The 13,038-nt window shown below is 74.2% G+C and carries 9 protein-coding genes; 4 read left to right on the top strand and 5 right to left on the bottom strand.

The features are described 5' to 3' along the window. Nucleotides 1-9 precede the first annotated feature (9 nt). Nucleotides 10-1,548 (top strand): MFS transporter, encoded by a 1,539-nt coding sequence (locus IE326_RS14835; RefSeq protein ID WP_150228782.1) that lies wholly within the window; start codon nt 10-12, stop codon nt 1,546-1,548. Between the two features lie 93 nt (nt 1,549-1,641). Here the strand turns inward: IE326_RS14835 and IE326_RS14840 are convergent, their stop codons facing one another. Next, nucleotides 1,642-2,586 (bottom strand): collagen-like protein, encoded by a 945-nt coding sequence (locus tag IE326_RS14840; RefSeq protein WP_229915335.1) that lies wholly within the window; start codon nt 2,584-2,586, stop codon nt 1,642-1,644. Between the two features lie 323 nt (nt 2,587-2,909). Here IE326_RS14840 and IE326_RS14845 point away from each other — a divergent pair, with 323 nt between their 5' ends. After that, entirely contained in the window at nt 2,910-3,980 is a 1,071-nt protein-coding gene (locus tag IE326_RS14845) for a glycosyltransferase (protein ID WP_229915336.1), read from the top strand. Nucleotides 3,981-4,025: 45 nt separating this feature from the next. On the opposite strand, the gene IE326_RS14850 is transcribed toward IE326_RS14845, so the two are convergent. The 4 genes from IE326_RS14850 to IE326_RS14865 form a co-directional block, all read right to left on the bottom strand. After that, entirely contained in the window at nt 4,026-4,802 is a 777-nt protein-coding gene (locus IE326_RS14850) for a DUF6227 family protein (protein ID WP_190041729.1), read from the bottom strand. A 142-nt stretch (nt 4,803-4,944) separates the two neighbouring features. Beyond that, the gene (locus IE326_RS14855) at nt 4,945-6,084 is read right to left on the bottom strand and encodes a P1 family peptidase (protein ID WP_190041730.1); all 1,140 of its coding nucleotides are present in this window, start codon (nt 6,082-6,084) and stop codon (nt 4,945-4,947) included. A 22-nt stretch (nt 6,085-6,106) separates the two neighbouring features. Beyond that, nucleotides 6,107-7,285: a low temperature requirement protein A gene (locus tag IE326_RS14860; protein ID WP_150228777.1), complete on the bottom strand. Its 1,179-nt coding sequence runs from the start codon at nt 7,283-7,285 to the stop codon at nt 6,107-6,109. Nucleotides 7,286-7,321: 36 nt separating this feature from the next. Then, nucleotides 7,322-8,104, bottom strand: coding sequence for a sirohydrochlorin chelatase (locus IE326_RS14865; protein ID WP_190041731.1), 783 nt, complete (start codon nt 8,102-8,104; stop codon nt 7,322-7,324). A 362-nt stretch (nt 8,105-8,466) separates the two neighbouring features. Here IE326_RS14865 and nirB point away from each other — a divergent pair, with 362 nt between their 5' ends. Both nirB and IE326_RS14875 read left to right on the top strand, forming a co-directional pair. Next, nucleotides 8,467-11,238 (top strand): nitrite reductase large subunit NirB, encoded by a 2,772-nt coding sequence (nirB, locus tag IE326_RS14870; protein WP_190041732.1) that lies wholly within the window; start codon nt 8,467-8,469, stop codon nt 11,236-11,238. A gap of 324 nt (nt 11,239-11,562) precedes the next feature. Then, nucleotides 11,563-12,984 carry a NarK family nitrate/nitrite MFS transporter gene (locus IE326_RS14875; RefSeq protein ID WP_229915337.1) on the top strand — a complete coding sequence of 474 codons (1,422 nt, stop codon included), beginning with the start codon at nt 11,563-11,565 and terminating at the stop codon, nt 12,982-12,984. Nucleotides 12,985-13,038: the final 54 nt, after the last annotated feature.

Consider the following 13,038-nt stretch of genomic DNA (forward strand, 5'->3'; position numbering starts at 1 on the left):
GGTCCTCCTATGAGCGCACACGAGACCGACGCCGCCGCGGGGGCGGACAGCACCACCACGGGGGACAGCAAGCGCTGGATCGCCCTGGCCATCGTCATGACGGCCGCCTTCATGGACCTGGTCGACGCCACCATCGTCAACATCGCGATCCCCAGCATCGAGCACGACCTCGGCGCCTCCTTCGGCGCCATCCAGTGGATCACCGCCGGCTACGCGCTGGCCTTCGCCGCCGGCCTCATCACCGGCGGCCGCCTCGGCGACATCTACGGCCGCAAGCGGCTCTTCCTCGTCGGCACCGCGGGCTTCACGCTCGCCTCCGCGCTGTGCGGCCTCGCCGCCGGTCCGGAGATGCTGGTCGCCTCCCGCCTCCTCCAGGGCGCGGCCGCGGCGATGATGGTGCCGCAGGTGCTGTCGATCGTCCACGTCACCTTCCCGGCGCACGAGCGCGGCAAGGTCTTCGGCCTGTTCGGCGCGATCGTCGGGCTGGGCGCGGTCTCGGGCCCGCTCCTCGGCGCGCTGCTCACCGAGTGGAACATCGCGGGCCTGGAGTGGCGCCCGATCTTCCTGATCAACCTGCCGGTGGGCGTCGCCGCGCTGCTGCTCGGCCGCACGTACATCATCGAGTCGAAGGCGCCGAAGGCGCTCCGCCTCGACCTGGTCGGCGTCGTGCTCGTCACGGCCGCGCTGCTCCTGCTGATCTACCCGCTGACCCGGGGCCGCGAGCTGGACTGGCCGCTGTGGGGCCACCTGATGATGGCGGCGAGCCCGGTCGTCTTCGGCGTCCTCGTCGCGTACGAGCGGCACAAGACGCGCAAGGACGGTTCCCCGCTGGTCGAGCTGTCCCTGTTCCGCGTGAAGTCGTTCGCGGCCGGCATCGCGGTGCAGCTCACCTTCGGCATCGTGCTCGGCATCTTCTTCCTGGTGTGGACGCTCTACATGCAGGTGGGCCTCGGCTGGAGCGCCCTCAAGGCGGGTCTGACCGGCGTGCCGTTCTCGATCGCGGTCTCGACGGCCGCCGGACTGTCGGTGCAGCTGCTGGTTCCCCGCTTCGGCCGCAAGGTGCTCCAGGCCGGCGCGCTGACGATGGTCGCCGGCATCCTCTTCTACTTCTTCCTCGCGGGCCGGTACGAGGCGGGGATCTCGCCCTGGCAGATGCTGCCGGCGCTGGTGGTCATGGGTCTCGGCATGGGGCTGATCGTGGCGCCGCTGACGGACGCGGTGCTCTCGGAGGTGCCGAAGGAGCACGCGGGTTCGGCGTCGGGCCTGATCAACACGACCGGCCAGATGGGCAACGCGATCGGCCTGGGCCTGGTCTCGGTGGTCTTCTTCGGCGTGATCGACGACCGGGGTCCGATCCGGGCCCCCGCGGAGGCGGCGGCGGCCTTCACGGACGCCTTCCGCAACGCCCTGGGCTGGGCGGCGGTCGTCCTCGCCGGGATCTTCCTGGTGATGTTCGCCCTTCCGGCGAAGCCGAAGCAGCACCTGGAGGGCGGCGCGGACGGCGACGAGCCGGCCGCGGTGGACAAGGAGCCCGCCCTCACCCGCTGAGCACCGCAGCACCGCGCGAAAGGGCCCCGGAGGGGCGGCACGTCCACGGACGCGCCGCCCCTCCGGGCTTTTCCCGCCGGGGACGCGTCGGCGTCAGGGGTTCACCGCGCCGCGGTGGCGCAGGTCGCCCTTGAACTCGACCGCGCGCAGGGCGATCGGGGTCGGCGTGGTCTGCTGCGTCCAGTCCTCGTTCCAGACGAAGGTGCCGCCCATGGTGTCGCCGTGCGTCTGCCAGACCTGCCCGTCCGTGGTGATCACCCGGACGTAGGCGTCGTTGCCCTGGGCCTCGATGGTGATGCCGCAGGCGTCGGCCGGGTAGTTCGCGTTGGCCGGGTCGGTCGTGGGGTCGGGGCTGGAGGGCGTGGTGTTCGTCAGGTCCTGCCAGGCGATCGTGCCGCCGGGGACGTCCGCCCGCCCGACGTACGCCTTGCCGCCGTAGAGCGCGGCCTGGAAGTCCTCGGTGTTGGAGGGCGCGTAACTGTCGATGGACACGCAGGGCCCGGTGGGGCCGGTGGCACCCGTGGCTCCGGTCGCTCCGGTCGCACCCGTGGCTCCGGTCGCGCCCGTCGGGCCCGTGGCTCCGGTCGCGCCCGTCGCTCCCTTCGGCCCGGTGGCCCCCGTCGTGCCCTTCGGGCCGGTCGCTCCGGTCGGGCCCTTCGGGCCGGTGGGACCCTTGGGACCGGTCGGCCCCTTGGGGCCGGTGTTGCCTTTGGGGCCCTTGGGGCCGGTCGGTCCGGTCGGGCCCTTGCAGCCGCCGCTGGGGCCCGTGGCCGTTCTTGGCCCGCCGGCCTCCTCGGCCAGGAAGTCCCCCGGGGCGGAGGTGCCCGGGGACCCGGGGAGGGCCCGGTGCTTGCAGCCCGTCAGCGGGTTCGACACCGCCGCGTCCGAGGCCGGGACCCGGGGGGTCCCCCACGCGGAGGCGGTGGGGGCGAAGCCGGTGAGGACGAGCGCGACCGAGGCCAGCGCGCCGCCGCCGAGCCAGACGCGCCGGCGGGGCAGCGGGCCGAGCGGGGACCGGGTCCTGGGGTCGGGACGCATGGGGGCTCCTTCCTCCGCCGGTGCACGGGGGCGCCGACGCGAGAGCGGTAGGGGGGATCCGCGCGGAACGGTCGGCCGGATCCGGGGGTGGGATGGACTTCCCATCGGTTCATCGGACCGCCGGTGGGGGGCCTTGACGGGCTCCGGGGCACTCTCAGCGCCTTGGCCCAGCGGCGCCATTCCAATGGACGCGTACATGACGGCGAACGCGGAACCCCCGGTCGGCGCGCCGCCGCCGTGCGCGCGGCGGGCCGTGCCTACCGTCGCCCCCCGACCGAACCGCGAGAAGTGGTGTTGTCATGCGGCCGTCCCTGTGCTTGTGCATGATCGTCAAGAACGAGTCCTCGGTCATCGAGCGGTGCCTCGCCTCCGTCCGCGACCTGGTGGACATCTGGGTCGTCTCCGACACGGGCTCCACCGACGGCACCCAGGACCTCGTCAGGAAGGCCCTCGCGGGGATCCCGGGGGAGCTGGTGGAGGAGCCCTGGGTGGACTTCGGGCACAACCGCAGCCGGAACGTCGCCCGCGCGCGGGAGCTGGCCCGCGGCCGGGCCGACTTCCTGCTGCTCCTCGACGCCGACCACGTCCTGCGGCAGGACGGTCCGCTGCCCGAGCTGACGGCCGACGCGTACATGCTGCGCCACGAGGGCGCGCTGGAGTACCGCATCAAGCGTCTGGTCCGGGCGGACCTGCCGTGGCGGTACGAGGGCGTCACCCACGAGTACCTGACGGCGGACCGGGACCACGAGCAGCGGAACCTGGACGCGCTGGTCATCGAGGACCACGCGGACGGCGGCTCGCGGCACGACAAGTTCGAGCGGGACGCCCGGCTGCTCGGCGCCGAACTCGTCCGCGACCCGGGCAATCCCCGTACGGTCTTCTACCTCGCCCAGACCATGCGGGACATGGGCCGCACCCGGGAGGCGATCGGGCTCTACGAGCGACGCGCGGCCATGGGCGGCTGGGGCGAGGAGGTCTACTACGCGCTGCTCCAGGTGGGGGTGCTGGCCGCCGATGCGGGCGACTGGCCGACCGCGCAGGACGCCCTCCTGCGGGCCTGGGAGTCCCGCCCGCAGCGTCTGGAGGCGGTGTACGAACTGGCCTCGCGGCTCCGGCTCGCCGACCGCCACCAGGCCGCGCACGCCCTGCTGAAGGAGGTGCTGGACCGTCCCGCGCCCACCGAGGACCTGCTCTTCCTCCAGCCGTGGGTCTACCGCTGGGGGCTGCTCTTCGAGCACTCGATCACCGCGTACTGGGCCGGTGACCACGCCGCCTCGCTCGCCGCCTGCGACCGTCTCCTCGGCCTGCCCGACCTGCCCGAGGCGTACCGCGAACAGACCCGGGCCAACCGGGAGTTCGCGGTACGGTCGCTGGGCGCGCCGGCCGGGGTCTGAGCCGGTCCGGACGCGGCACGCCCGGCGGGGCGGCTGCGGGGCCGGTCAGCGGACCCGGGACCGGGCCTCCATCGCCCCGCGGGCCGCGGCCTCCGACTCGTACACCTCGCACATGTGCCGGCCGTCCGGGGTGGCCGTGTGCTCGACCTCCCACAGGCTCAGCTCGCTGCCGTCGAGCAGCAGGAACTGGTGCTCGTAGAGGGTGAAACCGGCCTCCCGGCCGCCCTCCACGGGGCAGTGGCGGCCGAAGACCTGGGTGATGTGGTGGGCGAAGGCGATCCGCAGCCGGCGGGCCGTCCGCTCGGAGGGCCGGTCGGCGTTCTCCGCGCGGCGCAGGACGCGGCGGGCGTGGTCGGCCGAGTCGTCCGGCACGTACATCCGGGGCTGGGCGGGTATCGGACGGGCCAGCAGCGCGCTCAGCGCGGCCAGGTCGTCGTCCTCCTCCGGCGGGAGCCCGTCGGCCCGCTCCACCGTCCACTCCGGCAGCGGCCCCGCGGGCAGCCGGGACGCGGCGAGCCGCGCCTCCGCCTCCTCCGCGTACAGCTCGTGCTGCGGGGAGCCGTCCCGGCCCGCGTTGTGCACGAGCTCCCAGAGGGTCAGGGCGCTGCCGTCGGCCAGCAGATAGGTGTGGCGGTAGGTCGTGCGGCGCAGCGAGGAGCTGTGGTGCGAGGAGTGCAGCGCGGTGGAGTGGGCGAGCGCCGCGTCCAGGCGCTCCACCGTCGCGTCGGGCAGGTCGAAGGAGTTGAGCGCCCGGCCGAGGAGCCGCTCGACGTGCGTCTCGGTCGTCTCGTACGGATCGTGGTGATCCCGCGGATCGTTCAAGAGGGTCTCCAGGCCGTCGCCGCATGTCACTTGGTGCTTGCTTAACGTAGTCCCTGGGTCCGACAACGGGGTCGGTGTTCGGGAAAACGAGGGTGCCGCCGCCGAAGTTCCCGCAGCCGCCACCTTTTCAATTCCCCTGTTCTCACTGGAAGCAGCCGCCGCGGGGCTGGGCGTACAGCTCCCCGTACGAGGGGAAGTCGCCGCCCGGACCGCGCTGCCCCGGCGGCGCCGCCAGGACCGCCCGCACGATCGCCCGGGTCACCAGGTCGGCGCCGGTCGCCAGCAGCTCGTTCAGGGCGAGCGGCCCCGGTCCGGCCGGCAGCTCGCGGGCCCCGGTGGCGAGCGTGAAGACGGTGTCGCCGTCGTTCATCAGGTGCACCGGCCGGATCGCGCGGGCGATGCCGTCGTGCGCCGTGCCCGCCAGTTTCTGCGCCTGGGCGCGGGTCAGGACCGCGTCCGTGGCGACCACCGCGAGGGTGGTGTTCAGCGGCGGGGCGACGGAGGCCGCGCGGGCCTCCGCGAGCCGCAGGACCGCCGCCTCGTGCACCGCGCGCGACGGCCGCCCCGGCACCGTACCGGGGGCGGAGCCGTCCTCGAAGAGCCCGCCGTACAGGACGCCGGTCGCCGGGTCGACGGCCGAGCCGACCGCGTTCACCACCACCAGGGCGCCGACCGTGATCCCCGACGCCAGGCGGAGGCCCGCCGTGCCGACGCCCCCGCGCAGCCCGCCGACGACCGCGCCGGTGCCCGCGCCGACCGCGCCCACCGCCACGCGCGCGTGGTCCCCCGACGCCGCCGCGGCCTCCACCGCGGCCCGGCCGGTCGCCGCGTCCGGGCGGGCCGCGAAGTCGCCGCCCCGGCCCAGGTCGAAGACGCAGGCGGCCGGCACCACCGGCACCACGTGCTCGGGCCGGGGCCCCACCCGCACGCCCCGGTGCCGCTCCTCCAGCCAGGCCATCACCCCGGCGGCGGCTTCCAGGCCGTACGCGCTGCCGCCGGTCAGGACGAGCGCGTCGATCCGCTGGACCACGTTCCTCGGGTCCAGGGCGTCCGTCTCCCGGGTCCCCGGTCCGCCGCCCCGCACGTCCACGGCGGCCACCGCCCCGCCCTCGGGGGCGAGGACGACCGTCGTCCCGGACAGGGCCCGCGGCCCCGCCACGCGCGCGTGGCCGACGCGGACGCCCGGCACGTCGGTGATGCCGTCGGTGCCGTCAGTGGTGTCGGCGGTGTTGCCGGGAGGGCCGTCGGTGGTGTCGTCGGAGGGGTGCCCGGGTGCTGTCATGTCCTCTTCCTATCGCAGGGGGCTACCGCAGGGGGGCCGGGCGGGTCGCCGGGTTCCGCGCGGTGAGCGTCACGCCCACCGCCACCGCTGCCGCCGCCACGAGCCCGGCCGCGAGCACCGCCCAGCGGCCCGCGAAGGAGCACAGCAGGATCGCCGCCGCGGCCCCCGGCAGCACTGCCTGCTGGGCCAGGCCGACCTTGAAGTAGCGGGCGTGCAGCACCCACACCGACAGCAGGAAGACCGCCGCCGGGATCGTCACCGACGCCGAGGCCGCGAGCGTGCTGATGTGGGCCTTGCCCACCGCCTGCTCCACGGCGATTTCCAGGCCCGCGCCGATCGCCGCCGCCGACGTGAAGATCACGTAGTGGCCGTACCCCCACAGGAAGCCCTGCCTGCTGTCGGTCAGCCGGTCGTGCGCCGGGACCACGAAGTACACCCACCAGGCCGCGAAGACGATCAGCAGCCCGCCCGCCGCGATCGGCAGCAGCTCGTTCAGGGCGTCGTGCTCGACGATCCCCGACTTCACCGCCACGGTCGCCGCCGCCACCGACTCGCCCAGCACGATGATCGTGAACAGCCCGTACCGCTCCGCGATGTGGTGCGGGTGCCAGGTGCTCGGCGCGTCCTTCTCCGCGTACACCGGCACCGCCAGCTCCGCCAGCGCCATCACCAGGAACACCCACGGCTTCGCCCCGTCCGGCACGAACAGCAGCGCCAGCCAGCCGGCCTGCACCACCAGCACCCCGCCCGCGTACCGCAGGCACATCGTGCGCTCCTCGGCCGACGCCGCGTGCCGCGCGGCCCGCAGCCACTGCGAGGCGAGCGCCACCCGCATCACCACGTAGCCGAGGTAGACGACGAGGAAGTCGTGCTCCTCGAAGGCCCGCGAGACGCCCGCGGCGAGGATCAGCACGCCGGCGATCTGCACCAGCGTGACCACCCGGTACAGCACGTCGTCGTTGTCGTAGGCCGAGGCGAACCAGGAGAAGTTCATCCACGCCCACCAGATGGCGAAGAAGACCATCGCGTAGTTCGCGACGCCCTCGCCCGCGTGCCCCTCGGCGACCGCGTGCACGAGCGCCGCGCCCGCCTGGGCGACGGCGACCACGAAGCACAGGTCGAAGAAGAGCTCCAGCGGGGTGGCGGTCCGGTGCGTCTCCTCGCGGGAACGCGCGGTGAGCGGCAGGAAAGGTCGTGTCATGGACCCAGCACATCAGAGCCCCGCCGCCCCGGCCCCTCAAGCCACGCGGACCGCCCCGTGACGCACCTCATGGCCTGCCCCGTCCCGGACCGCCGCCCCGTAGCGGGCCGCCACCAGCCGGGCCAGGCGCGGGTGGTCCGCCAGCGGCGCCGACACCGCGTGCGTGCCCGTCAGCCCCTCCAGCGCCCGGCCGAAGCGGCCCGGCGCCAGCAGGTGGGCCGCGACGGCGATCCGCCGGAAACCGTCCGCACGCGCGCGTGCCACCGCCTCCGCCGGAGCGGGGCCCGCCGCCGAGCAGTACGCCACGGTCACCGGCACCGGGAGGAGGCGCCCCAGCTGCTCCGCCGCCGCCAGGGTCCCGTCGTTGCCGCCCGGCCGGGACGAACCGGCCCCCGCGACGACGACCGCGTCCGACGGACCGCCCGCCGCCCGCTCGGCGGCCCGCAGCCGGTCGTACAGCGCCAGCGACACGGCGGGCTCGCCGCCGAGCCCCGGGGTCACCGCGCAGTCGAAGTGCCGGGCCACGGCCGGGACGTCCACCGTCCGGTGGTAGCCGTCCCCCAGCAGCAGCGGCACCACCACGGCACCGGGCCGGTCGGCGAGGACGTACGGCAGCGACGGCGCCTGGTGGTCGAGGTGCCCGACCACGACGGGCACGCCGGTCAGCCTCCGGACGCCCTCCGCGAGCCGCGCGACGACGGCCCCCGCCTCGGGCACGGCGCTCCCGTGCACGGCCAGCACGAGCGCCGGTCCACGGGCGGGGCCGGACCCGTCCACGAACCCGCCCGCGCCCCGTACCCCCGTGTCCGGCTTCCACATCCCGCACCTCTGCATCTGCTCTCGCGCGTCCGCTTCCGCGCGTCCACGCGCGCGTGCCGCCGTTCCGGCCGCGGCTCCCGGGGTGCACCGGCCCGGGGGCCGCGGCCGGACACGGGCCGTGCGGCGGTGTCGTGCGCCGGGCCGGTCCGTACCCACCACGCTAGGCCGCCCGGAGCGCGGGGAGGCCCGCCGTTCGGCCCCGGCGGGCGGGCCGCAAGTCCCTTCCCTTCGGGTCTTTTCCGGGCCGCCGGACCCCCGGCGCGCGCCTACGGTCGAAGCGACGCCGAAGAAGCGTCGGAGAAGCACCGCAGCAGCACCGCAGCAGCAGAGACGTCGCAGAGCCCCCACCCCCGGAGCGCCCCATGTCCCCCAGCCCGTCCCTCGTCCTCGTCGGCCACGGCATGGTCGGCCACCGGCTCCTGGAGGCGCTGGCCGAGCGCGGGGCGCTCGCGGCCGGGGACGGGGAGCCCGGCTGGCGCGTCACCGTCCTCGCCGAGGAGGACGTCCCCGCGTACGACCGGGTCCACCTCTCCTCCGTCTTCGCCGGCACCGCGCCGGAGGACCTGGGCCTCCCCGCCCCCGGCTTCCTCGCCGGGCACGGCGTCGACCTCCGCCTCGGCGACCCGGCCGAGCACATCGACACCGCCGCCCGGACCGTCACCACCACCTCCGGCGCGGTCGTCCCCTACGACGCCCTGGTCCTGGCCACCGGCTCGTACCCCTTCGTGCCGCCGATCCCCGGCGCCGACGCCCCCGGCTGCTTCACCTACCGCACCCTCTACGACGTCGACGCGCTCACCGCGTGGGCGGCCCGCGACGAGGCCCGCACCGGCGTCGTCATCGGCGGCGGACTGCTCGGCCTGGAGGCGGCGGGCGCCCTGTGCTCCCTCGGACTCGCCACCCACGTCGTGGAGTTCGCGCCCCGGCTGATGCCGCTCCAGGTCGACGACGGCGGCGCGGCCGCCCTGCGGTCCACCATCGAGTCGATGGGCGTCGCCGTGCACACCGGCGTCGGCGCCGCCGAGGTCGAGACCGCCGCGGACGGCCGGGTCGGCGCCCTCGCCCTCTCGAACGGCGAGCGGATCGCCGCCGACCTCGTCGTCTTCTCCGCCGGCGTCCGCCCCCGCGACCGCCTCGCCCGCGAGGCCGGCCTCGCCGTCGGCGACCGCGGGGGAGTGGCGGTCGACCCGCACTGCCGGACCACCGACCCGTACGTGTACGCGATCGGCGAGTGCGCCCAGACCTCCGACGGCCGCGTCTACGGCCTGGTCGCCCCCGGCTACCAGATGGCGGAGGCCGTCGCCGACCAGCTGGCGGGCGACGGGACCACCGAGTTCACCGGCGCCGACACCTCCACCAAGCTGAAGCTGATGGGCGCCGACGTGGCCTCCTTCGGCGACCCGTTCGCGGCCGGCGGCGAGGCCACCGAGATCGTCTTCTCGGACGGCCGCGAGGGCGTCTACAAGAAGCTCCTCCTCGGCCCCGAGGGGCAGCTCCTCGGCGGCATCCTGGTCGGCGACGCCGAGGCGTACGGCTCCCTGAAGCCGCACGCCGGACGGCTCCTGCCCGCCCCGCCCGAGGCGTTCATCCTGCCGCCCCGGGCGGGCGGCGCCGAGCCGCCCGGCGCCGACGCGCTCCCCGACGACGCCGTCGTCTGCTCCTGCCACAACGTGACCAAGGGCGCCGTCGCCGCCGCGATCACCGAGCACGGCCTGACCGACATCGGCGGCGTCAAGCGCTGCACCAGGGCGGGGACCGGCTGCGGAGGCTGCGTCAACACCCTCCAGGCCGTCCTCGACGCCGCCGGGGTCGAGAAGCGGCGCGGCCTGTGCGAGCACTTCCCCGAGCTCTCCCGGCCCGAGCTGTACGAACTCGTCCGCACCGAACACATCCGCTCCTTCACCGAACTGATGGAGCGTCACGGAGCGGGCGGCGCGGGCTGCACCGTCTGCAAGCCCGTCGTCGCCAACGTCCTCGGCACCCTCGCCCCCGAACTCGGCCTGCGGCACGTCCTGGAGGGCGAACAGGCCGCCCTCCAGGACTCCAACGACCTCTTCCTCGCCAACCTCCAGAAGGACGGCACCTACTCCGTCGTCCCCCGTGTCCCCGGCGGCGAGATCACCGCCGAACAGCTCATCGCCATCGGCGAGGTGGCCCGCGACCACGGCCTCTACAGCAAGATCACGGGCGGGCAGCGGATCGACCTCTTCGGCGCCCGCAAGGAGGACCTCCCGGCGATCTGGCGCCGCCTCGTCGCCGCCGGCTTCGAGTCCGGTCAGGCGTACGGCAAGTCCCTGCGGACCGTGAAGTCGTGCGTGGGCGCCAAGTTCTGCCGCTTCGGCCAGGGCGACTCCGTCCAGCTCGCGATCGACCTGGAGCTCCGCTACCGGGGCCTGCGCGCCCCGCACAAGATCAAGGGCGGCGTCTCGGGCTGCCTGCGCGAATGCGCCGAGGCCCGCGGCAAGGACATCGGCGTCATCGCCACCGCCGGCGGCTGGAACCTCTACGTCTGCGGCAACGGCGGCGCGAGCCCCCGCCACGCCGACCTCCTCGCCTCCGACCTCACCGCCGCCGAACTCTTCGCGCTGATCGACCGCTTCCTCATGTACTACCTGCGGACCGGCGAGCGCCTGGAGCGCACCTCGGCCTGGCTGGAGCGGCTCGGCGGCTCCGGCGACGGCCTGGCCCACCTGCGGGAGGTGCTCGTCGAGGACTCGCTCGGCATCGGCGCCGAACTGGAGGCGCAGATGGACCGGCACGTGGCCGCCTACCGCGACGAGTGGCGGGCCGTCCTGGACGACCCCGAAGCGCTGGCCCGCTTCGAGCCGCACGTGGCGGGCGTCGAGTTCCTGGAGCCGGGCCGCGGCCGTGCGGCGGTGCTGCCGGACGGCACGGAGGCGGCGCTGTTCAAGGACGCGGACGGGGAGGTGTACGCGGTGGGCAACCGCGATCCGTTCTCGGGCGCTGACGTCATCGCGAACGGCATCATGGGCAGCCGCGACGGCGTGCCGGTGGTCGCCTCCCCGATGCACAAGCAGGAGTTCGACCTGCGGACCGGCGCCTGCCTCGACGACCCGGAGGTCTCGCTGCCGCTGCTGCCGGTGCCCCGGGCGCCGCGCCCCGGCCGCGACTGACGCCCACGGCGCCCGCACCCGCACCCGCACCCGTCCTCGTGTCCGTACGGAGGGGAGCGCGTCCCCAGACTGCCCCCGGCCCGTGGCCGACGGCCCCACACCCCTTCCAGGGGCCGTCGTCCCGGCCCGGGGGCACCCCCGTGCCGGGGCGGTCCGACCGACCCTCCCCGGGCGGGACCTAGGGCCGTCCCGGCGGCCGACCTAGGCCCGCCCGGCCTCGCGACCATCGGCACTGACGGTGCCCCCGGGGCGAAGAGCAGCCTGGAAAGGCAAGGAAGAAGCCTCGAAAGGGCTCGTAGACGTCAGGGAAGTCAGGGAAGCGCCATGAGTTCCGTAGTCCAGGACAGCAGAACCACGGGTGGGTCTCCCACCTCGTACGACGCGGAGCAGTACCGCCCCGGCCGGACCATCACCGACTGGGAGCCGGAGAACGAACTCTTCTGGAAGTCGTTCGGCAAGAAGGTCGCCAACCGCAACCTGTGGATCGCGGTCCCCGCCCTCCTGGTCGCCTTCGTCGTCTGGCAGGTCTGGTCGGTCACCGCCACCAACCTCAAGGACGTCGGCTTCGGCTTCTCCACCTCGCAGCTCTTCTGGCTGACGGCCATCCCCGGCCTCACCGGCGGCACGGCCCGGATCTTCTACACCTTCCTCGGCCCGATGATCGGCCAGCGGCGCTTCACCGCCCTGTCGACCGCCGTCCTGGTGATCCCGCTGATCTGGCTCGGCATCGCCATCCAGGACCCGACCACCCCGTACGGCGTGATGGTCGCCATCGCCGCCCTCTGCGGCATCGGCGGCGCCAACTTCGCCTCCTCCCTCGCCAACATCGGCTTCTTCTTCCCCAAGGCGAAGAAGGGCAGCGCGACCGGCATCAACGGCGGCCTCGGCAACCTCGGCGTCTCCGTCGTCCAGCTCCTCACCCCGATCGTCATCACCTGGTCGACGATCGCGATCGGCTCCGCCCAGCACAAGGCCGACGGCACCCCCGTCCACCTCCAGAACGCGGCCTTCCTCTGGGTCCCCGTCCTGCTCGTGCTCGCCGCCGTCGCCTGGTTCGGACAGAACGACCTGAAGGTGGCGTCCACCCCCTTCAAGCAGCAGAAGGTCATCTTCAAGCGCAAGCACAACTGGCTGATGACCTGGCTGTACGTCGGCACCTTCGGCTCCTTCATCGGCTTCGCCGCCGCCCTGCCGATGCTGATCAAGACCACCTTCCCGGACTACTCCGTCGCCACCTACGCCTGGATGGGCCCCGCCGTGGGCGCCCTCGCCCGCTGGGCCGGCGGCTGGATCGCCGACAAGTGGGGCGGCGCCCGGGTCACCATCCTCTCCTTCGTCGGCATGGCCGCCTCGATCGTCGGCGTGATCAACTTCCTGCCCTCGGGCGGTGACGGCGGCAACTTCTACGGCTTCTTCTTCTGCTTCCTCGCCGCGTTCTTCTTCTCCGGCATCGGCAACGGCTCGACCTTCCGCCAGATCCCGGTCATCTTCCGCGGCACGCACCTGAAGGGCCTCACCGAGGGCACCCCCGAGCACGCCAAGGCCCTCAAGCAGGCCGAGATGGAATCGGGCGCGGTCACCGGCTTCACCTCCGCGATCGCCGCCTACGGCTTCTTCTTCATCCCGGCGCTCTTCGGCTCGGTCGCCGTCACCAGCGCGATGTGGGGCTTCGTCGCCTTCTACGTCAGCTGCATGGTCGTGACCTGGTGGTTCTACGCCCGCAAGGGCGCCGAGGCCCCCAGCTGACCGGCCCGGAACAGCCCGCGAAAGGTCCCGCCGAGGCGGGGCCTTTCCGCATGC

The sequence above is a fragment of the Streptomyces filamentosus genome (genome assembly GCF_014654895.1).
GTDB lineage: Bacteria > Actinomycetota > Actinomycetes > Streptomycetales > Streptomycetaceae > Streptomyces > Streptomyces filamentosus.